The 19,371-nt window shown below is 61.5% G+C and carries 18 protein-coding genes; 4 read left to right on the top strand and 14 right to left on the bottom strand.

Annotated elements, in window-relative coordinates:
• Positions 1-8 precede the first annotated feature (8 nt).
• Positions 9-521: a hypothetical protein gene (locus JDW18_RS02195; RefSeq protein ID WP_218242135.1), complete on the top strand. Its 513-nt coding sequence runs from the start codon at positions 9-11 to the stop codon at positions 519-521.
• Between the two features lie 73 nt (positions 522-594).
• Here the strand turns inward: JDW18_RS02195 and JDW18_RS02190 are convergent, their stop codons facing one another.
• From JDW18_RS02190 to JDW18_RS02125, 14 genes are all read right to left on the bottom strand, one after another.
• Positions 595-1,458: a GNAT family N-acetyltransferase gene (locus tag JDW18_RS02190; protein WP_218242134.1), complete on the bottom strand. Its 864-nt coding sequence runs from the start codon at positions 1,456-1,458 to the stop codon at positions 595-597.
• A 183-nt stretch (positions 1,459-1,641) separates the two neighbouring features.
• Positions 1,642-2,391, bottom strand: coding sequence for an ABC transporter ATP-binding protein (locus tag JDW18_RS02185; protein WP_218242133.1), 750 nt, complete (start codon positions 2,389-2,391; stop codon positions 1,642-1,644).
• Positions 2,388-4,289, bottom strand: a complete 1,902-nt coding sequence (locus tag JDW18_RS02180; RefSeq protein ID WP_218242132.1) for a branched-chain amino acid ABC transporter ATP-binding protein/permease — start codon at positions 4,287-4,289, stop codon at positions 2,388-2,390. The genes JDW18_RS02185 and JDW18_RS02180 overlap by 4 nt, the downstream gene beginning before the upstream one ends.
• Positions 4,286-5,314: a branched-chain amino acid ABC transporter permease gene (locus tag JDW18_RS02175; protein WP_218242131.1), complete on the bottom strand. Its 1,029-nt coding sequence runs from the start codon at positions 5,312-5,314 to the stop codon at positions 4,286-4,288. The genes JDW18_RS02180 and JDW18_RS02175 overlap by 4 nt, the downstream gene beginning before the upstream one ends.
• Before the next feature lie 90 nt (positions 5,315-5,404).
• Positions 5,405-6,553, bottom strand: a complete 1,149-nt coding sequence (locus JDW18_RS02170; RefSeq protein WP_218242130.1) for an ABC transporter substrate-binding protein — start codon at positions 6,551-6,553, stop codon at positions 5,405-5,407.
• Positions 6,554-6,686: 133 nt separating this feature from the next.
• The gene (locus JDW18_RS02165; protein ID WP_218242129.1) at positions 6,687-7,334 is read right to left on the bottom strand and encodes a TetR/AcrR family transcriptional regulator; all 648 of its coding nucleotides are present in this window, start codon (positions 7,332-7,334) and stop codon (positions 6,687-6,689) included.
• A 73-nt stretch (positions 7,335-7,407) separates the two neighbouring features.
• The gene (gene paaE / locus JDW18_RS02160) at positions 7,408-8,490 is read right to left on the bottom strand and encodes a 1,2-phenylacetyl-CoA epoxidase subunit PaaE (RefSeq protein WP_218242128.1); all 1,083 of its coding nucleotides are present in this window, start codon (positions 8,488-8,490) and stop codon (positions 7,408-7,410) included.
• Positions 8,491-8,507: 17 nt separating this feature from the next.
• Positions 8,508-9,059 (bottom strand): 1,2-phenylacetyl-CoA epoxidase subunit PaaD, encoded by a 552-nt coding sequence (paaD, locus tag JDW18_RS02155; protein WP_218242127.1) that lies wholly within the window; start codon positions 9,057-9,059, stop codon positions 8,508-8,510.
• On the bottom strand, positions 9,059-9,826 hold the full coding sequence (gene paaC / locus JDW18_RS02150; protein ID WP_218242126.1) for a 1,2-phenylacetyl-CoA epoxidase subunit PaaC: 768 nt from the start codon (positions 9,824-9,826) through the stop codon (positions 9,059-9,061). Before paaC ends, paaD begins: the two co-directional genes overlap by 1 nt.
• A gap of 10 nt (positions 9,827-9,836) precedes the next feature.
• Entirely contained in the window at positions 9,837-10,145 is a 309-nt protein-coding gene (paaB, locus tag JDW18_RS02145) for a 1,2-phenylacetyl-CoA epoxidase subunit PaaB (RefSeq protein ID WP_218242125.1), read from the bottom strand.
• A 25-nt stretch (positions 10,146-10,170) separates the two neighbouring features.
• The gene (gene paaA / locus JDW18_RS02140; protein ID WP_218242124.1) at positions 10,171-11,184 is read right to left on the bottom strand and encodes a 1,2-phenylacetyl-CoA epoxidase subunit PaaA; all 1,014 of its coding nucleotides are present in this window, start codon (positions 11,182-11,184) and stop codon (positions 10,171-10,173) included.
• Between the two features lie 13 nt (positions 11,185-11,197).
• Positions 11,198-12,496, bottom strand: a complete 1,299-nt coding sequence (gene paaK, locus JDW18_RS02135) for a phenylacetate--CoA ligase PaaK (RefSeq protein WP_218242123.1) — start codon at positions 12,494-12,496, stop codon at positions 11,198-11,200.
• A 13-nt stretch (positions 12,497-12,509) separates the two neighbouring features.
• On the bottom strand, positions 12,510-12,944 hold the full coding sequence (gene paaI, locus JDW18_RS02130) for a hydroxyphenylacetyl-CoA thioesterase PaaI (RefSeq protein ID WP_218242122.1): 435 nt from the start codon (positions 12,942-12,944) through the stop codon (positions 12,510-12,512).
• Positions 12,945-12,958: 14 nt separating this feature from the next.
• On the bottom strand, positions 12,959-13,759 hold the full coding sequence (locus JDW18_RS02125) for an enoyl-CoA hydratase-related protein (protein ID WP_218242121.1): 801 nt from the start codon (positions 13,757-13,759) through the stop codon (positions 12,959-12,961).
• A gap of 196 nt (positions 13,760-13,955) precedes the next feature.
• Between JDW18_RS02125 and hemE the strand changes: the two genes are divergently transcribed.
• The 3 genes from hemE (at position 13,956) to JDW18_RS02110 (ending at position 19,208) form a co-directional block, all read left to right on the top strand.
• Positions 13,956-15,065: a uroporphyrinogen decarboxylase gene (gene hemE / locus JDW18_RS02120; protein ID WP_218242120.1), complete on the top strand. Its 1,110-nt coding sequence runs from the start codon at positions 13,956-13,958 to the stop codon at positions 15,063-15,065.
• Positions 15,066-15,713: 648 nt separating this feature from the next.
• On the top strand, positions 15,714-17,894 hold the full coding sequence (gene priA / locus JDW18_RS02115) for a replication restart helicase PriA (protein ID WP_218242119.1): 2,181 nt from the start codon (positions 15,714-15,716) through the stop codon (positions 17,892-17,894).
• 195 nt (positions 17,895-18,089) lie between these two features.
• Positions 18,090-19,208, top strand: coding sequence for an asparaginase (locus JDW18_RS02110; RefSeq protein ID WP_218242118.1), 1,119 nt, complete (start codon positions 18,090-18,092; stop codon positions 19,206-19,208).
• Positions 19,209-19,371 lie beyond the last annotated feature (163 nt).

The raw sequence follows: 19,371 nt of genomic DNA, 5'->3' as shown, positions 1-19,371 counted from the left end.
GGTGAGCCATGCATGCCGATCTCTCTCATCCCTCGGCCCGACGCCATCCGTTTCTGCGTGCACTGGGTCTGGCCAGTCTGGCAATTGCGGGGCTGATTCTTCCCTTTGTTTGGGACGTTCTGAGCCTCGTCAACGAAATGCCCAAGATGAACTGGCTGCAGCAGGCACTGGCACAGGCGCCTGCATTGAGCTGGCTGATGATGTTTGTCTGGGGCGCGGCCATCCCCGGCGTTCTGCTGTGGAGCATGCACCAGACAAGGCATCACAAGCTGATGACTGTGATTGCCATGCTGGCACTGATGTGGATTGCCGTCACCTGGTATGTGCACATGCCTTCCAGCGGCCAGTGCACCAGCCTGTATGCCCAGTGGGCCTGGGCTTGCACCGCCTTGCAGTGGGCCTACAGCATGAGTCTGGGCATTGCCACTGCGACCTATGTCTTTGTCATGCTGGCCCTGGGCCTGTCTGCACTGGGCCTGCTGGCCGAAGGGCTAGATGAAAAACCTGCTCACGCATCCTGAACACCCTCACCACAAAAGAAAAGCGCCTTATTCCAAGGCGCTTTTTTCTGGGCATCCAAGAACGTGTTTACGATCAGCTCTTGCTGCGCCCAAACAGGCGGCGGTAGCGCGATGGCAGATCCTGCATGCGCATCATGATGGGCAGATCCGCCGTATTGAAATCACTATCCCAGGCTGGCGCACCCAGCACCTTCGCACCGGCACGCAGATAGCCTTGAATCAGCGCTGGCGGCTCTACCTTCAGTGCATCGGCAGACACATGGCTGATGCGAGCCAGCTCTTCCGGCAAAGCCACACGCGGGCGCACTTGCAGCTCGGGCTCGGCCAGGTGGGTCTGGCGCAGTTGCTGCCAGATGCGTGCCGGGCCTTCGCCATGGGCCAGTCCGGGGTACTGCATGGGAATGCTGGCGCAGCCCACCATGGCTTCCAGATTGTTGCGCTGCATGAATTCAGCCAAAGCGCCCCACAGCGCCAGAATCACGCCGCCCTGGCGGTGATCCGCATGCACGCAGCTGCGGCCCAGCTCCACAGTTCTGTCGCGCCAGGCGTTGATGGGGGCAAGATCAAATTCCTGATCGCTGTACAAACCACCTGCACGCTGCGCCTGTGCGGGGGTCAATAGACGGTAGGTGCCAATGACACGATCACGCTCTTCGTCGCAGATCATCAGGTGTTCGCAGAAGTCGTCAAAGGCATCCACATCGTGGCCTGCAACCGGCGTCTGCAGCACTGCGCCCATCTCTTCTGCAAAGACCTGATAGCGCAAGCGCTGTGCCTGGCGAATTTCGTCCAGATGGCGAGCCCAGCGCACCTGCAGGCGCAAAGCGGGCGCTGCGGCGTGCGTGGGACTTGAGCGAGAAGAAAGCGGAGAAAGTGGTGACTGCGATGTGGTGATGGACTGGCTATTCAGCACATCAAATACCTCGGGATGCCTCATCTCTGCTTTCCTCTCAGTGTTAGACGCAGTTGGCGGCCTGCCTGTGCCACACGGTATGTCTGCGTGCCGTTATTGTGAAAAAAGCAGATGAAGCCTGCGAGTCATTTCAATGACGTTTGCATGACAGGCATGCACAAAGCAAAACGCAGCCCTGAGGCTGCGTTTTCAAGCATCTGAAAAGGCTCAGACCGTTTCGACAGCGGCCTTGTTACCCATGCCCAGATAGGTTTCGATGATGCGCTTGTCGCCCAGCAGATCGCTGGCCTTGCCGCTGAGCGCGACGGCCCCCATCTCCAGCACAAAAGCCCTGTCTGCCACCTTGAGCGCAGCGCGCGCATTCTGTTCAACCAGCAGCACTGAAACGCCATGATTGCGCAGGCTGGCCACCACCTGCAGCACTTCCTTGACGATCAGCGGCGCCAGGCCCAGCGAAGGTTCATCAAGCATCAACAGCCGTGGTTTGGCCATCAGGGCGCGGCCAATGGCCAGCATCTGCCGCTCGCCGCCCGAGAGCGTGGACGCCATCTGCGCTCTGCGCTCTTTCAGGCGCGGGAAGATGGCAAATACCTCCTCCATGCGAGCGTTCTGGTCGCGCTGGCCCTTGCGCCACAGCGAGAAGCCGCCCAGCAGCAAGTTGTCTTCCACCGACATCTCGCCAAACAGCTCGCGCTTTTCCGGCACCAGCCCCAGGCCGCGCGCCACCATGGCCTCTACCGACGGCTTGGCTATGCGTTCACCATCCAGCCAGATTTCGCCCTTGGAGGGCAGCAAGCCCATGGCCGCGGAAAGCAGGGTGGTCTTGCCCGCGCCATTGGGGCCGATCACTGTGACGATTTCTCCGGGCTGCACACCCAGGTTGACCTGGTGCACGGCTTCCACCGGCCCATAGGAAACACACAGGCCGCGCAGCTCCAGCAATGCTTTATCGCTCATGCAGCATCCTCCTCATCGGCACCGCCAAGATAGGCGTCCAGCACGCGCTGATTGGTCTGAATCTCGGCTGGCGAGCCTTCGGCAATCACTGTGCCAAACTCCAGCACCGTAATGCGGTCTGCCAAGTTCATCACAAATTCCATATCGTGCTCCACCACCAGAATGCCCAGGCCCTCGGCACGCAACTGGCGCAGCAAATCGGCCAGAGCCTGTTTTTCCAGGTGACGCAGACCAGCCGCAGGCTCATCCAGCAGTAAGGCGGCAGGCTGGCCTGCCAGAGCACGCGCAATTTCAACAATACGTTGCTGGCCCAGCGCCAAAGAGGCAGCGGGCACGTCGGCATAAGGGCCCAGACCGCAGCGCTCGATCTGCTTGCGCGCCTCGGCCAGCAAAGCGGCCTCTTCGCCACGATCCATGCGCAGCATGGACGCCAGCCAGCCTTTGTGGGCACGCCGGTGCGCGCCCAGCGCCACGTTCTCCAGAACACTGCGCTGGCCCAGCAAGCGCACATGCTGGAAGGTACGACCCAGCCCCAGCGCCGCGAACTGACGCGACGGGGCATCGCCCATGACCTGGCCCATGAGCTGCACCTTGCCTTCGGTCGGTGAATCCACACCCGAGATCATGTTGAAGAACGTGCTCTTGCCAGCACCGTTGGGGCCGATCAAGGCGTGAACCTCGCCCGCCTTCAAGAACATGGATACATCGTTATTGGCCACCAGCCCGCCAAAGCGCTTGGTCACATGCTCTGCCTTCAATAGCACCGTATCAACGGCGGGCAAAGCGCGCTGATCCAGCGCCGTGGGTTCGGCCTGCACCTTTTTTTCCGGCTTGCGAATCACGCCAGCAGTCAGCCGCTGCAGCGTGGGCCACAGTCCTTCGGCAAAACGCTGCAGCACCAGCACCATCAGCAGGCCAAACACAATGGTTTCAAAGTTGCCATTGCTGCCCAGCAGCGCAGGCAAGATGTCCTGCAGCTTTTCCTTGAGCAAGGTAATGATGGTGGCCCCCAGCACGGCGCCCCACAGGTGGCCTGCACCGCCCACCACGGCCATGAACAGGTATTCGATACCGATGTTCAGGTTGAACGGCGCAGGGCTGACAAAGCGCTGCATATGCGCATACAGCCAGCCCGACAGCGTGGCCAGCAGGGCCGCCAACACAAAGAGCTTGACGCGGTAGCGCGCGGTATTGACGCCCATGGATTCCGCCATGACCTGGCCGCCCTTGAGCGAGCGAATCGCCCGGCCTTCCCGCGAATCCAGCAGGTTGTAGAGCAGCCACATGGCCAGCAGCATCACCACCCAGATCACCACACCAATCGTGCGCGACGAAGACAGATCAAGCCCCGCGACCTTGATGGCAGGAATGCCGGTCAGGCCGGTCTGGCCGCCCAGAAACTCCATATTACCGAACAGGTAGTACAGACTCAGGCCCCAGGCAATCGTGCACAGCGGCAGATAGTGGCCCTGCAGCTTCACCGTGACAGAGCCCAGCACCCAGGCCACGATGAAGGTGATGACAAAGCCCAGCAGCAAGCCCAGCCAGGGCAGAGCCTGAGCCCCGAAGATGCCGCCCAAGGCGTTCGCTGCCACAGGCGATGTGCAGACCCAGGCCGTGGCGTAGGCTCCCACGCCCACAAAGGCCGCCTGACCAAACGAAGTCATGCCGCCCACGCCCGTCAGCATCACTAGGCCCAGAGCCACCATGGAGTAAAGGCCGATGTAGCACAACACCACCACGGTGAAGTCGGGCAGAAAATTCCAGGAAACGGCCAGCAGAACAAGGGCAATCAGCGTCAGCACACGGGCGCTGATCAGGCCCTGGCGACCTTGCTGCACCGCCGCAATGGAGGCAGGCTGAGAAGCCGCAGTTTGAGAAGGCAGGGGCGAGCTCATTCTTCTTCCTCCACATGATGGCTGTTACGCGAGCGCCACCACAGCACCGGGATGATCAGGGTGAAGACCAGCACTTCCTTGTATGCACTGGCCCAGAAGGAGGAAAACGCCTCAAGCATGCCCACCAGAATGGCGCCCGCCAACGCCAGCGGGTAGCTGGCCAGACCGCCCACAATCGCGGCCACAAAGCCTTTGAGTCCGATCAGAAAGCCGGTGTCGTAATACACCGTGGTGATAGGCGCAATCAGCAGGCCCGAAATAGCGCCGATCAGCGCGGCCAGTGCAAAGCTCACATCCCCAGCCAGACCTGTGGGAATTCCCATCAGGCGCGCCCCCACACGGTTGATGGCAGTGGCACGCAGCGCCTTGCCCACCATGGAGCGGCCAAAGAACACAAACAGCGCCAACACCAGCACGATGGCAACACCCACAACAACCAGCGACTGCCCCGAAACAGGAATGTCACCCAGTTGGAAAGATGCCTCAGAAAACGCGGGTGTGCGCGAGCCTTCTGCACCAAAGAAATACAACCCAAGCCCCACCAGTACGCCGTGCATAGCTACGGAAACAATGAGCAGGCTGAGCACCGTGGCATTGGCCAGCGGGCGATACACCAGCCGGTACATCAGCGGCCCCATGGGTGTGATGATGGCCAGCGTGGTGACGGCCTGCAGCATCAGCGATGAAGGGCGCAGCACATAGGCCAGCACGAACGCCACCCCAGGCACCAGAACGGTCCAGAACAGCGATGCGGGCCAGCTCACCTCACGCCCGGTAAAGGAGCGAAAAATATCAATCACCAGCACCGCAGCGGCCAGCGCCAGCAGCAGCCAGAGTGTGGATGGCATGTGCTTGGCCTGCATCATGGCCAGGGTCAGCGCGCCAAAGGAAACAAACTCACCCTGCGGTATGAAGATGACACGGGTAACGGAAAAAACGAGCACCAGGGCTACCGCCAGCAGGCCATAAATGGCGCCGTTGACAATGCCATCCTGCCCAAGCAGCAAGGCGATCTGCAAATCCATGATGGAGACTTTCGCTGAAGCCGCCCACAGCCCACCCCGCCTGCATGCCTCAGGGCATTCGCAGGACGAGATGAGAGGAGCTAGACGAACTTAGGGCTGGTACTTCCAGGTACCGTTTTCGATCTTGACCATGACCACACCGTTCTGGATGCCCAGGTGGTCTGTAGGCGACATGGTGAAGACGCCATGCGCGCCCGCCACGCCCTTGGTCTGCTCCAGCGCATCGCGCAGTGCAGCGCGGAACTCTGGTGTGCCGGGCTGTGCTTTCTTCAGCGCCGCGGGCACAGCTGCTTCCAGCACCTTGCCAGCATCCCAGCTGTGACCTCCGAAGGTCGCTGCGCTGCCCTTGCCATATTTGGCTTCATAGCTGTCCACATAGGACACGGCCGTCTTCTTCACAGGGTGGCTGTCAGGCAACTGGTGCGACACCAGCACAGGGCCTGCGGGCAGCAGCGTGCCTTCCACATCCTTGCCGCCCACACGCAGGAAGTCCGCGTTGGCAACGCCGTGCGTCTGGTAGTACTTGCCCTTGTAGCCGCGCTCCTTGAGCGTCTTTTCAGGCAGTGCTGCTGGTGTGCCAGAGCCCGCCACCAGCACCGCATCAGGCTTGGCGCCCATGATCTTGAGCGCCTGTCCTGTCACCGAGGTATCGGTGCGCGAGAACGCCTCTGTTGCCACCAGCTTGATGCCCTTGGCTTCGGTGGCTTTCTTGAATTCCTGCAACCAGCCTTCGCCGTAGGCGTCATTGAAGCCGATGAAGCCCACTGTCTTCACACCGCTCTTGGCCATGTGGTCGGCAATGGCGCCGGCCATCATGCTGTCGTTCTGCGGCACCTTGAAGACCCACTTTTTTTTGTCATCCATGGGTTCGATGATGCGAGCCGAGGCGCCCAGCGTAATCATGGGGGTCTTGCTCTCAGAGACTACATCAATCATGGCCAGCGAGTTGGGCGTGGTGCTGGAGCCGATGATGATGTCGGCCTTGTTTTCGCTGATGAGCTTGCGGGTGTTGGAGACCGCCGCCGTGGTGTCCGATGCGTCATCCAGAATCACATAATTGACCTTCTGGCCTCCCATGGTCTGGGGCATCAGTGCCACCGTGTTCTTTTCAGGAATGCCCAGCGATGCGGCAGGGCCTGTGGCCGACACCACCACCCCCACCGTGATATCGGCCATGGCCGTACCCCATACGGCAGCCAGTGCGGCAGCTACCAGACCCAGTTTTGCAATGCGCTTCATGTTTGTCTCCTTGAAGTGGTTCACACAAAAATCACAGCGGGCATATCCTTGAACGACGGCTTTTTTATCGGGTTGGCCGTTCAGTTCCTCGGTACATATTCAATCTCTCAAAGCCAGAAATTTATCTTGGTAACTATATTTGCGCCAGCTTTTTTTCAGCTTTCAGGCTCGGGGTTTTTACCTCCCCAATTCCACCCAGAAACAAGTCCGCAACCAGCTGAGCCATCGCCTCCTGATCCAACGCACCATCAGAGCGCAACCAGGTAAACATCCAGTTCATCATGCCAAAAAGCAGCATGCTGATGGCCTTGGAAAGCCCTGCCTCATCCAGGTCAGGGCGTATCTGCGCCAGTGTTGCGCTAAAGCCCGCCACCAGCGCACGCTCCTTGTTCAAAACCTGTTGCAGGTCGTCGCCCTGCAGATAACGCACGCTTTCCGTCAGCACACGATGGGCATGGGCGGACAGCGCATATTCCTCGACAAAACTGGCAATCAACTGGCGCAGGCTTTGCTCGGCATCGACGCCCGGGGTCTGCAGAGCTGACTGCTTGGCCGCCTGCTCCAGCGCCAGCAGGCGCGTGAGATGCGTATTGCAGATTTCAAACAGCAGCGCGTATTTGTCACGAAAGTAGTGATAGATCGCCGGTTTGGACAGACCGCAGGCCTGGGCCACCTCGTTCATGCTGGTGGCCGCATAGCCCTGACGCGCAAACAGCGCTGCCGCCTGCTGCAGGATTTGCTCTCGCTGATCGTCGTAACCGGCAGCTCGCCCTCTAGCCATTTCGTAGCACCTTGCGCTTTCTCTTCAATGCTTTCAGATCAGTTTCTGCATGAAACCATTTGATGACGAACGCTTAACGCTCATCAAACGATAGCGTAACCGAAGCGCTGACAGGGTGGCACTGGCAGGTCAGCACAAAGCCCTGCGCGACTTCCTGCGCGTTGAGAGCAAAGTTGCGCTCCATGCGCACCTCGCCCTGCGTGCATTTGGCGCGGCAGGTGCCGCACACGCCCGAGGTGCAGGAATACGGCACTTCCAGCCCCGCAGCTTCTGCCGCCTGCAGCAAATTGCCGTGGGCCGCCTTGAACGGGAAGCTGCGCGTCAGCCCATCGCGAATCAGTGTGATCTGCGCTGTCTTTGCATCCTGCTCACTGCGCGGATTGGCCGCGCCTGCGGAGCCGCCCGCAGAGGGCAGCACGCCAAAGCGTTCGATATGAATGCGTTCTGCGGGCACGCCAGCGGCCAGCAAGGCGGCTTCCACCTCGTCATTCATCTGATAGGGCCCGCAGACAAAGACGGCATCCAGATCTGCCACAGGCGCCACGGCCTTGAGCAAATCGGCCACCTTGGCCTGGTTCATGCGCCCCATGTTCAGCGGCGCCTCAGTCTCCTCGCGTGAGAACACATGGTGCAGCACCAGCCGCGTCAGATAACGGTTCTTGAGGTCGTCCAGCTCTTCCTTGAACATGGTGGACTGCAGGCTGCGGTTGCCGTACAGCAGCGTGAAGCGGCTGCCCGGCTCGCGCGCCAGCACGGTCTTGATGATGGACAGAATGGGCGTGATGCCGCTGCCGCCCGCCACCGCCAGATAGTGGTGCTGCGCCTGTGGCTCGACAGGAATGAAGAAGCGCCCTTGCGGCGGCATGACCTGAATCTGATCGCCAGCCTTGAGCTGCTCATGCACCCAGTTCGAAAACGCACCGCCATCCACACGGCGCACGCCCACGCGCAACTGGCCGTCATCCACACCCGCGCAGATGGAGTAGCTGCGGCGCAGGTCCTGCCCATCGACCTCGCTGCGCAGCGTCAGGTACTGGCCCTGGGTGAAGGCAAACTGCTCGCGCAGTTCATCGGGCACATCGAAACTCACAATGGCAGCCTCGGCCGTATCAGGCTGCACCGAGCGCACCGTCAGGGGGTAAAACAAGGTACTCATGGGCTTCTTTCGCTGGCCTAGATGGGTTTGAAGTACTCGAAGGGTTCGTGGCAGCTCACGCAGCGGTACAGCGACTTGCAGGCCGTCGATCCATAAGCGGACAAACGCTCGGTCTGCACACTGCCGCAGCGCGGGCAGGCAATCTCGGCCGAGGCTGCTGTGCGTTGCTGCTGATACTGCTCACGCGGCATGAATCGCAGGGTGATGGGCTCGTGCGCCTGCACGGCACCGGGTGGGGCAATGCCATAGGCACGCAGCTTGTCGCGGCCCTCAGGCGTGATCCAGTCCGTAGTCCATGCGGGGGCACGCTGCAGCTTGACCTGTACCGGACCGAGGCCCGCGCTCTGCAAGCCATCCACCACGCTCTGCTCTATCATTTCCGTAGCTGGACATCCAGAGTAGGTGGGCGTAAGAGCCACTTCCAGCACATCACCGCTTTCCTGCACCGAGCGCACCATGCCCAGATCGCACAGCGTCACAGCTGGCACTTCCGGGTCGGGAATCTGCGCCAGCACGGCCCAGGCCTGCAGCACACGTGGCGATTCAGCGATGGAGGCTGCGGCGCTCATCACCAGACTCCGCCCGGATAGGCACGCTGCAGGTGCTGCATCTCGGCCAGGATGTAGCCCATGTGCTCGCTATGCACGCCGCGCTTGCCGGTGCTGATAAAGGCCGAATCCTTGGGCGCTACCAAAGTTGCAGCTTGCAGCACAGCATCCATCTGGGCTTGCCACTGTTGATGCAAAGCTCCCCAGGCGGGGCCCAGACCGGTCTTGTCGGCATGCAGATCCACCGCATCGCCGCTGAACAGCTCAGGCGTGTAGCGCCACAGCGCATCCACCGCGGCCTGTGCGCGGCGGTGCGATTCATCCGTGCCGTCGCCCAGGCGCACCACCCAGTCGGCTGCATGCTGCTGGTGGTAACGCGCTTCCTTCAAGGCCTGGCCAGAAATGGCGGCCAGCTCTGCATTGCTGGACTTTTGCAGCGCGTCCCACAGCAACACCAGCAGCGTGGCCGCCATGGTGTTGCGCAGCACGGTAAAGGCGAAGTCGCCGCGTGGCAGCTCGACCAGCGTGGGGTTGTAGTAGTGGCGTTCCTCGCGCAGAAAGGCCAGCTGGTCTTCATCGTGGCCAGACGCCTTGCCTGCCAACGTGAGCACGCCACGGGCCTGACCTATCAGGTCCAGCGCCATGTTGGAGAGCGCAATGTCTTCTTCCAAAACAGGAGCATGCCCCGCCCATTCGGCAATGCGCTGCCCCAGAATCAGGCAGGTATCGCCGATGCGCAGCAGGTATTGCTGGGTCAGGTCGTCCTGCAAGGTGATGCTGTGTTGCATGGCGCCCTCCTCACATGTGGTTGACGGCGTGGGGCAGCTGATAGAACGAAGGGTGGCGGTACACCTTGTCCTGCGCAGGGTCGAAGTACATATCCTTGTCGCCCGGGTCGCTGGCCACAATCTGCGCCGAGGGCACCACCCAGATGCTGGTGCCTTCCTGGCGGCGGGTGTAGACGTCACGCGCCATCTGGATGGCCATGGCCGCGTCGGCCGCGTGCAGACTGCCGCAGTGCTTGTGGTCCAGACCGGCTTTGCTGCGAACAAAGACTTCCCACAGCGGCCATTCGTTGCGAGATTGATTTTCGGGGGCTGTGCTCATGGTGGGCTCCGTTATTCAGATCGATTCAGGCCTGCTTGCGCGGGGCTTCGCTGTGCTTTGCGGCGTGGGCCAGCGCGGCTTCGCGCACCCAGGCGCCGTCTTCCCAGGCGTTGACGCGGGCGGCCAGGCGTTCGCGGTTGCAGGGGCCGTCGCCGCCCACCACGCGCCAGAACTCGTCCCAGTCAATGGCGCCAAAGTCGTAGTGCTGGCGCTCTTCGTTCCAGCGCAGGTCGGGGTCGGGGAAGCTCACACCCAGCACCTGGGCCTGCTCCTGCGAGGCATCAACAAACTTCTGGCGCAAATCGTCATTGCTGATGCGCTTGATGCCCCAGCGCATGGACTGCGCGGAGTTGGGCGACTGGTCATCGGTGGGGCCAAACATCATCAGCGTGGGCCACCACCAGCGGTTGACGGCCTCCTGCACCATGTCTTTTTGCGCCTGCGTGCCCTGCTTCATCATCACCATCAGGCTGTCAAAGCCCTGGCGCTGGTGAAAGCTTTCTTCGCGGCAGATGCGCACCATGGCACGGGCATAGGGCGCATAGGAGCAGCGGCAAATCGGCACCTGGTTCATGATGGCCGCGCCATCGACCAGCCAGCCAATGACACCCATGTCGGCCCAGCTCAGCGTGGGGTAGTTGAAGATGGAGCTGTACTTGGCCTTGCCGGTGTGCAGCGCATCAAACATCTGATCGCGGCTGGTACCCAATGTTTCTGCGGCGGCATACAGATACAGGCCGTGGCCGCCTTCATCCTGCACCTTGGCCAGCAAAATGGCCTTGCGCTTGAGCGTGGGGGCCCGCGTAATCCAGTTGCCTTCGGGCAGCATGCCGACGATTTCCGAATGCGCGTGCTGGCTGATCTGGCGCAGCAAAGTCTTGCGGTAATGGTCGGGCATCCAGTCCTTGGCTTCGATGAAGTCGCCCGCATCAATGCGTGCATCAAAGCGCTCTTGCAACTGCACCTCTTCGGCGCTGCGCAATACAGGAGCTTCCGTCTTGCCTTCCTTGGCCATCAAATCCAGAGCCTGGGTGTACATGGTGCAACCCTCCTTAACGGGAACGCTTGTCAATCACGCGGCGGGCCTTGCCCACCAGCGTGCGCTCTATGGAATCACTGCCCAGCACTTCAACCGCCGTGCTGATGCCGATCATGGTCTTGATGCGCTGCTGCACCCACTCGGCCAGTTGCTGCTTTTCGCCGGCACTGCCGGGCTGCAGCTCGCAGCGCACTGCGACCTGGTCCATATTGCCGTCGCGCGTCACCACAATCTGGTACTGACCGGAGAGCTGCTCGTTTTGCAGCACGATCTCTTCAATCTGCGTGGGGAAAACATTGACGCCGCGGATGATGAGCATGTCGTCCGAGCGGCCCACGATCTTGCCCATGCGCCTAAAGGACCGCGCCGTGGGCGGCAGCAGCCGCGTGAGGTCTCGCGTGCGGTAGCGAATGATGGGCATGGCCTCTTTGGAAAGCGAGGTGAAGACCAGTTCACCCTCTGCTCCGTCGGGCAGCACTTCACCCGTGTCCGGGTCAATGATTTCGGCCAGAAAGTGGTCTTCCCAGATGACCGGGCCATCCTGGGTTTCCACACATTCGCTGGCCACGCCCGGCCCCATCACTTCAGACAGGCCGTAGATATCCACCGCACTCAGCCCGCCCTTGGTCTGCAGTTCCTGGCGCATGGCCTCAGTCCAGGGCTCTGCGCCAAAGATGCCAATACGCAGCGAACTTTTCGCAGGGTCCATGCCCTGGCGCTGCATTTCCTCGATGATGACCTGCATGTACGAGGGCGTGACCATGATGATGTCGGGCTTGAAGTCCGTAATCAGCTGCACCTGCTTTTCGGTCTGCCCGCCCGACATGGGGATGACGGTGCAGCCCGCACGCTCGGCCCCATAGTGCGCACCCAGCCCGCCGGTGAACAGACCGTAGCCATAGGCCACATGAATCATGTCGCCCGCCTTGCCGCCCGCAGCGCGAATGGAGCGCGCCACCAGATCGGCCCAGACGTCGATGTCTTTCTTGGTGTAGCCCACCACCGTGGGCTTGCCCGTGGTGCCGCTGGAGGCATGGATGCGCGTGATCTGCTCACGCGGTACGGCAAACAGACCAAACGGGTAGTTGTCGCGCAAGTCCTTCTTGGTGGTGAAGGGGAACTTGGCAATATCAGCCAGCGTTTTCAGGTCCGACGGGTGCACGCCTTTGGCGTCAAAGGCTTTGCGGTAATGCGGCACGTTGTCATAGGCGTGCTGCACCGTCCAGCGCAGGCGCTGCAGCTGCAGCGCTTCAATTTCATCACGGCTGGCGGTTTCGATCGCATCCAGCGCAGCAGGGGTTCTGGCATTCATGGTGGTTACCTCTTCAGGCCTGTGGGGGCACAGTAGGCTTGCCCTTCATGGAATAGGACTTGCCGCGAAACAGCGCAATCAGCTGGCCTTGCTGATTGCGAATCGTCACGTCGTAAACACCTGTGCGCCCGGCCTGTGAAAGCTCTTTGGCTTCGGCCACCAGCACATCGCCGGGGCGGCCAGGGGCCACAAATTCCACCGCCAGACCAGATGCCACCGTCATCTCGTTGCGCGTGTTGCAGGCATAGGCAAACGCGGTGTCGCCCAGCGTGGTGATGTAGCCGCCGTGGCAGGTGTCAAAGCCGTTGAGCATGTCGCCCCGCACAGCCATTTCTATCGTGGCTTCGCCGGGCGCGATGTGGGTGATGCGCATGGCCAGGCTTTGCGCCGCGCGGTCGCGGGCGAACATGCCATCGCGCACCAGTTCTGCGGTTTGTTGAGGAGTCATGGGTCGGCCTTCCTTCAACGGTCGCTGAACACAGGGGCGCGCTTGGTCATGAAGGCCGAAACGCCTTCCAGATAGTCGTGGGCCGAGCCCAGCTTCTTTTGCGTCTGCGCTTCCAGCGTCAGCGACTCTTCAAAGCTCAGGTGCTGGGCCGCATCAATGGCGCTGCGGGTGGCAATCAATGCCTGAACAGGCATGGCGGCCAGCTTGGCGGCCATATCCGCCACCGAGAGCTGAAAGCCCGCATCCGGCAGCGCTTTCCAGATCAGGCCCATGGCCTCGGCATCGTGGGCCGAGAGCTTGTCGCCCAGCAGGGCCAGGCCCAGCGCACGCTGGCGGCCCACGAGGCGCGGCAGCAGCCAGGTGCCGCCGCTGTCGGGCAGCAAGCCAATTTTGGTGAATGCCTGAATGAAGTTGGCCGACTCGGCTGCCACCACCAGATCGCAGCACAGGGCCAGATTGGCACCGGCGCCAGCCGCCACGCCGTTGACCGCAGCAATGACAGGCACCGGCATGCTGCGCAGCTGCAGGCACAGCGGTTTGTAGTGGCGCTCGATCAGCACACTCAGATCGGTGGGTGGCTGGCCCGCGGGAGCGGGGGCCGCGCCTTCATCGGCCAGATCCTGTCCTGCACAGAATCCGCGTCCAGCGCCCATCAATACAACGCAGCGCACTCCTGAATTTGCAGCAGCGGCACGCAAGGCGGCCATCAGCTCCACATGCATTGCCTGCGTCAGGCTGTTGAGGGCCTGCGGGCGGTTCAACGTCAAGGTGCAGATGGCACCGCGATGATCGACCAGAACAAGGGGCTCGGACATGCTCACTCCTGTGACAGGGGAACGACTGAACAAACAGAATTTACCGATTGGTCGGCAAATAATATTCCTGCCCTGCGAGTGCTTACACCCATGAAAACCCTTGAGGGTTCTTCGCCACGACATCAAGCCATAGAGGTGTGCATTGCTGCTCGGGATTGTGCTGAATACAAAAGCCAGAGTGGGCGACAATCAAGGCATGAGTTTCGCCCCCCTGACCAATGACACCTTCCTGCGCGCATGCCGTCGCCAGGCTACTGACTACACGCCCCTGTGGCTGATGCGCCAGGCGGGCCGTTACCTGCCCGAGTACAAGGCCACCCGCGCCAAGGCTGGCAGCTTCATGGGCCTGGCCACGAATGTGGACTACGCCACCGAAGTGACGCTGCAGCCGCTAGAGCGCTTTCCGCTGGACGCCGCCATTCTGTTCAGCGACATCCTGACCGTGCCGGATGCCATGGGTCTGGGCCTGTCGTTTGCCGAAGGCGAAGGCCCCCGTTTTGCCAAGGTCGTGCGCGATGAAGCCGCCGTGGCTGCGCTGGCTGTGCCCGATATGGACAAGCTGCGCTATGTGTTCGATGCCGTCACCAGCATCCGCAAGGCGCTCAATGGCCGCGTGCCGCTGATCGGCTTCTCGGGCAGCCCCTGGACGCTGGCCTGCTACATGACCGAAGGCAAGGGCAGCGACGACTACCGCACCGTCAAGTCGCTGATGTACTCGCGCCCCGACCTGATGCACCGCATTCTGGAAGTCAACGCCGACAGCGTGGCCGCCTATCTGAACGCCCAGATCGACGCTGGCGCACAGGCCGTGATGATTTTTGACAGCTGGGGCGGCGTACTGGCCGACGGCATGTTCCAGCAGTTCAGCCTGGCCTACACCAAGCGCGTGCTGGCCCAGCTCAAACGCACCGGCGTGGATGGCACCGATGTGCCCCGTATCGTGTTCACCAAGGGCGGCGGCATCTGGCTGCAGGACATGAATGCGCTGGACTGCGAAGTGCTGGGTCTGGACTGGACGGCCAACCTGGGCAAAGCCCGCGCCATTGTGGGCGGTGAAGTCGGCGGCCCCGGCAAGGCGCTGCAAGGCAATATCGACCCCAATGTGCTGTTTGCCCAGCCTGAACAAGTGGCCGCACAGGCCCGCGCCGTGCTGGACAGCTTTGGCAAGCCCCACACCGACAAGACCACCACCGGCCCCACCCACATCTTCAACCTGGGCCACGGCATCAGCCAGTTCACCCCGCCCGAGCATGTGGCCGCACTGGTGGAAGCCGTGCACAGCCACTCGCGCAAGCTGCGCGCCTGAGACCTTCTTTGAGGTTAAATTCAAGGGTTTACCCTTGATTTAACCCAAGACTCAGAAATGGTTATTGCGCGACATTTGCGGCTGCAGATGTCGCGCAAATTCATTCAAACCATTGATTTATTTTGATATTTTTCTGAAATCACAGATTTCAGAGGCTCAGACAAACTTTCACGATTTTTTTATTTTTTCCGCCGCAGGAAAACTCGCTGCAAGTTATCCACAAAAACAAGGCATGAGTGCTTGCAAAGCAAGGCCACAGCATGCATTAGCGCTATTTTCTTAGCGAGTTATCGTCTTTACAAAAGAATTTAGACACATTTAGGTCTAGGGAGCTTCGGCCTTGACAGCCCCCTCCCGCTCATTTATGCACAGATGTGCACAAGCAGGGTTGTGGGTGAAAGCCAGCTTTCCATGCACCACAGGCCACCAGAAAGTTTAAATAAGTTATTGTTTTATTTATATTTTCAAGTTCTCGCTTTGAGAGAAAGCAAAACAACCCTGCGGCCCCGATAGTCTTCATGAGCGCTCTGCGGAAATTTCCCCCACAAAGTTATCCACAAGCCGCAAAGCCTGCAGCAGCATCAAAATCTGCTATAGATCTATTGCCTCCTCCTGCTGGCTGCCAGCGCCTCGCCCCTTTCCCCACGCATGAACCACATCGTCAACGTCGCCGTTCAGACGCCCGCCCATAGCGCCGTGGGCGAGTTGCTGAGCTACCGCAGCGATGAGCCCTTGCCACCCGGCACGCTGGTGCGCGTGCCGCTGGGCACGCGAGAGCTGCTGGGCGTGGTCTGGGATGCGCCGCCCGCCCCGCTGGCCCTGCCTGAGGGGGTGGAGCTGCGCAGCATTACGGCGGTGCTGCAGGGCATTGCGCCGCTCACCCCCGGCTGGCGGCGGCTGGTGGCCTTTGCCGCGCATTACTACCAGCGCAGCGTGGGCGAAATTGCGGTGACGGCCCTGCCCCCGCAGCTGCGCGATATGACACCCGAGCAGTTGGAGCGCCGGCTGGCCCCACCCAAAGCCCCCAAGGCCAAGACCAGCAAGCCCCGGAAAGCTCAGGCGGCAGCAGTGGCAGACGAGGCCCAGGCCACCGCAGAACCATCCGCGCCCCCTGCAGAAGCGCTCAAAACTCCTGAATTAGTAGCACTCAGCGCAGAACAATCCACGGTTTTTGCACAAATTGAGCAAGAACCCGGCCCGTTCCTGCTGTACGGCAGCACCGGCAGCGGCAAGACCGAGGTCTATCTGCGGGCCGTGCAGGCTGTGCTGGATGCCAACCCCGCAGCCCAGGCGCTGGTGATGGTGCCCGAGATCAATCTCACACCCCAGCTGGAAGAGCGCTTTGTGGCCCGTTTTGTGCCCCAGTACGGCAAGGAAGCTGTTGTGAGCATGCACAGCGGCATGACCAACCCGCAGCGCCTGAAAAGCTGGCTGGCCGCCCACACCGGCCGCGCCCGCATTGTGCTGGGCACGCGCATGGCGATTTTTGCCAGCCTGCCGCAGCTGATGCTGATCGTGGTGGATGAAGAACATGACGCCAGCTACAAGCAGCAGGAAGGCGCGCGCTATTCGGCCCGCGATCTGGCCCTCTGGCGCGGGCGCGACAGCGGGGCCAAAGTGATTCTGGGCAGCGCCACGCCGTCGCTGGAGAGCTGGCACGCCAGCGACCGCGATGTGGGCCGCTACCTGCGCCTGAATATGCCCAGCCGCATTGGTGCAGCCTCGCTGCCCAGGGTGCGTCTGGTGGATATGACGCAGCAACCACGCAAGGCCGTGTTCTCACCTCCGCTGATTGCCGCCATTACCGAACGCGTGCAGCGCGGCGAGCAAAGCCTGGTTCTGCTCAACCGCCGAGGTTTTGCGCCCGTGCTGTTTTGCGCCGACTGCAACTGGAAAAGCGACTGCCCACACTGCAGCGCCCACCAGGTCTTTCACAAGGGCGACCGCACGCTGCGCTGCCACCACTGCGGCTTTACGCAGCGCGTACCCTTTGCCTGCCCCAGTTGCGGCAACCCCGACATCCTGCCGCTGGGCAAGGGCACCGAGCAACTGCAGGAAGAGCTGGAGCGCCTGCTGCGCAATGTGCAGCGCCCCGACGGCGACCCGGCTCGTGTGGCCCGTATCGATGCCGACACCACCAAGGCCAAGGGCAGCCTTGAAGAGCAGTTAGCCCAGGTGCACGCGGGCGATGTGGATGTGCTGGTCGGCACCCAGATGGTGGCCAAGGGCCATGACTTTCGCCGCATCACACTGGTGGCCGCCGTGCAGCCCGACAGCGCGCTGTACTCCAGCGACTACCGTGCGCCAGAGCGATTGTTCTGCCTGCTGATGCAAGCCGCAGGCCGCGCCGGGCGCGATGCGCAGTACGTCAAAGCGCAAGGCAGCCACCCGGAGATGTGGATTCAGACCTACGACCCGCAAAACGCCGTCTATACCGCGCTGCGCCAGCACGACTACCCGGCCTTTGCCCGCCAGCAACTGCAGGAGCGGCGAGACGCAGGCATGCCGCCCTATGCCTTCCAGGCCATCGTGCGTGCCGATGCCCGCACGCAGGAAGCCGCCCAGGCTTTTCTGAGCGCAGCGACCCAGGTCGCCCGCGATGCGAACCTGCCCTATCTGGACGAGGTTTTCATCTACCCGCCCATACCCATGGCCGTGCAGCGCGTGGCCAATGTGGAACGTGCCCAGATGCTGCTGGAAGCCAGCAACCGCAGCGCCCTGCTGCGCTTTCTGAACGCCTGGCAGCAATATCTGCACTGGCTGCGCGGCCTGCCTGAGCATCGCCCGCTGGTGCGTTGGCTGGTGGATGTGGACCCGCTGAGCATCTAAGCCGTTACAAAATCAAGTCTTTCAGGCCTAAAGCCCTTATTTAACAAGCGCTGAAAGCTATCAAATCAGGACTGACCCTGCGGCATTTCTGCCACCATCGGGATTTGCGCGAATGGGCAGCCCGGCATGGCTATTGCATGGTGTGAACCCCGGCTCCACAAGAGACCGGCTTCTTTCACATCGGAGCACTACTTCATGCAAAAACAAGCTTTCCGCCAGACACTGCTGGCCGCCACCATTGCCGTTCTGGGCCTCATGTCTGCCCCCGGCGCAGCGCTGGCGCAAGATGCATCCCCAGCCGCAGCAACCGCCAAGGCGCAGACCGCCAAGCCCAATGTCGTCGTGCTGGCCACGGGCGGCACCATTGCGGGCGCAGGGGCCTCTACCGTCAACAGCGCCACCTACACCGCCGCCAAAGTGCCTGTGGACAAGCTGCTGGCCGGCCTGCCCGAGCTGGCCAACACCGCCAATGTGCGCGGCGAACAAGTCTTTCAGATCGCCTCCGAGAGCTTTACCAACGACAACCTGCTGACCCTTGCCAAGCGCGTCTCGCAACTGGCCAAGCAGCCCGATGTGGATGGCATTGTCATCACCCACGGCACCGACACGCTGGCCGAAACCGCCTACTTCCTGAGCCTGACCGTGCACACCGACAAGCCCATCGCCGTCGTCGGCAGCATGCGCCCCGGCACCGCCCTGTCGGCCGATGGTGCGCTGAACCTGCTCAACGCCGTCAGCGTGGCAGGATCCAAGGATGCACGCGGCAAAGGCGTTTTCGTCACCATGAATGATGAAATCAACACCGCCCGCGATGTGAACAAGGACATCAACATCCAGACCAGCGCCTTTCACAGCCAGTGGGGCCCGCTGGGCATGGTCGTCGAAGGCAAGAACTACTGGTTCCGCGCCCCCGCCAAGCGCCACACCAACAACTCCGAATTCAATATCGACAACATCGACAAGCTGCCCCAGGTGGACATCGTCTACGCCTACGGCAGCGTCCAGCCCACCGCCGTGAACGCGCTGGTGGATGCCGGTGCCAAGGCCATCATCCACGCCGGCACGGGCAACGGCTCGGTGGCCGACCGCATGGTCAAGCCGCTGCAGGACGCCCGTGGCAAAGGCGTGCTGATCGTGCGCTCATCGCGCGTGCCCTACGGCTTTGTGCTGCGCAATGCCGAGCAGCCTGATGACAAGTACGACTGGGTCGTGGCCCACGACATGCGCCCCGAAAAAGCCCGCCTGCTGACCATGCTGGCGCTGACCAAGGGTGCGAGCACGGCGGAGCTGCAGCGGATGTTTATGGAGTATTAAGAGCCGCTTGTATGTTTACGGTGTCGGGGTGAGGGACAAGAGTCGCTATCGGCTGTTTGCGCAGACCGACTGAGTTAGATCCCTCCCACCCCACCTCATAGCGTCGATAAGGAACTGAGCAGCACGTAGCCATCAGGCTGCGTGACTGCCGATCTGAAGGCAA

This window comes from Comamonas fluminis, assembly GCF_019186805.1.
Lineage (GTDB): Bacteria > Pseudomonadota > Gammaproteobacteria > Burkholderiales > Burkholderiaceae_C > Comamonas > Comamonas fluminis.
This window is presented reverse-complemented; position numbering and strand designations above follow the sequence as displayed.

Excerpts from the sequence above, each read along its gene's own strand:
- JDW18_RS02195 (WP_218242135.1), top strand. The coding sequence starts at position 9 with ATGCATGCCGATCTCTCTCATCCCTCGGCCCGACGCCATCCGTTTCTG.
- JDW18_RS02190 (WP_218242134.1), bottom strand. The coding sequence starts at position 1,458 with ATGAGGCATCCCGAGGTATTTGATGTGCTGAATAGCCAGTCCATCACC.
- JDW18_RS02185 (WP_218242133.1), bottom strand. The coding sequence starts at position 2,391 with ATGAGCGATAAAGCATTGCTGGAGCTGCGCGGCCTGTGTGTTTCCTAT.
- JDW18_RS02180 (WP_218242132.1), bottom strand. The coding sequence starts at position 4,289 with ATGAGCTCGCCCCTGCCTTCTCAAACTGCGGCTTCTCAGCCTGCCTCC.
- JDW18_RS02175 (WP_218242131.1), bottom strand. The coding sequence starts at position 5,314 with ATGGATTTGCAGATCGCCTTGCTGCTTGGGCAGGATGGCATTGTCAAC.
- JDW18_RS02170 (WP_218242130.1), bottom strand. The coding sequence starts at position 6,553 with ATGAAGCGCATTGCAAAACTGGGTCTGGTAGCTGCCGCACTGGCTGCC.
- JDW18_RS02165 (WP_218242129.1), bottom strand. The coding sequence starts at position 7,334 with ATGGCTAGAGGGCGAGCTGCCGGTTACGACGATCAGCGAGAGCAAATC.
- paaE (WP_218242128.1), bottom strand. The coding sequence starts at position 8,490 with ATGAGTACCTTGTTTTACCCCCTGACGGTGCGCTCGGTGCAGCCTGAT.
- paaD (WP_218242127.1), bottom strand. The coding sequence starts at position 9,059 with ATGAGCGCCGCAGCCTCCATCGCTGAATCGCCACGTGTGCTGCAGGCC.
- paaC (WP_218242126.1), bottom strand. The coding sequence starts at position 9,826 with ATGCAACACAGCATCACCTTGCAGGACGACCTGACCCAGCAATACCTG.
- paaB (WP_218242125.1), bottom strand. The coding sequence starts at position 10,145 with ATGAGCACAGCCCCCGAAAATCAATCTCGCAACGAATGGCCGCTGTGG.
- paaA (WP_218242124.1), bottom strand. The coding sequence starts at position 11,184 with ATGTACACCCAGGCTCTGGATTTGATGGCCAAGGAAGGCAAGACGGAA.
- paaK (WP_218242123.1), bottom strand. The coding sequence starts at position 12,496 with ATGAATGCCAGAACCCCTGCTGCGCTGGATGCGATCGAAACCGCCAGC.
- paaI (WP_218242122.1), bottom strand. The coding sequence starts at position 12,944 with ATGACTCCTCAACAAACCGCAGAACTGGTGCGCGATGGCATGTTCGCC.
- JDW18_RS02125 (WP_218242121.1), bottom strand. The coding sequence starts at position 13,759 with ATGTCCGAGCCCCTTGTTCTGGTCGATCATCGCGGTGCCATCTGCACC.
- hemE (WP_218242120.1), top strand. The coding sequence starts at position 13,956 with ATGAGTTTCGCCCCCCTGACCAATGACACCTTCCTGCGCGCATGCCGT.
- priA (WP_218242119.1), top strand. The coding sequence starts at position 15,714 with ATGAACCACATCGTCAACGTCGCCGTTCAGACGCCCGCCCATAGCGCC.
- JDW18_RS02110 (WP_218242118.1), top strand. The coding sequence starts at position 18,090 with ATGCAAAAACAAGCTTTCCGCCAGACACTGCTGGCCGCCACCATTGCC.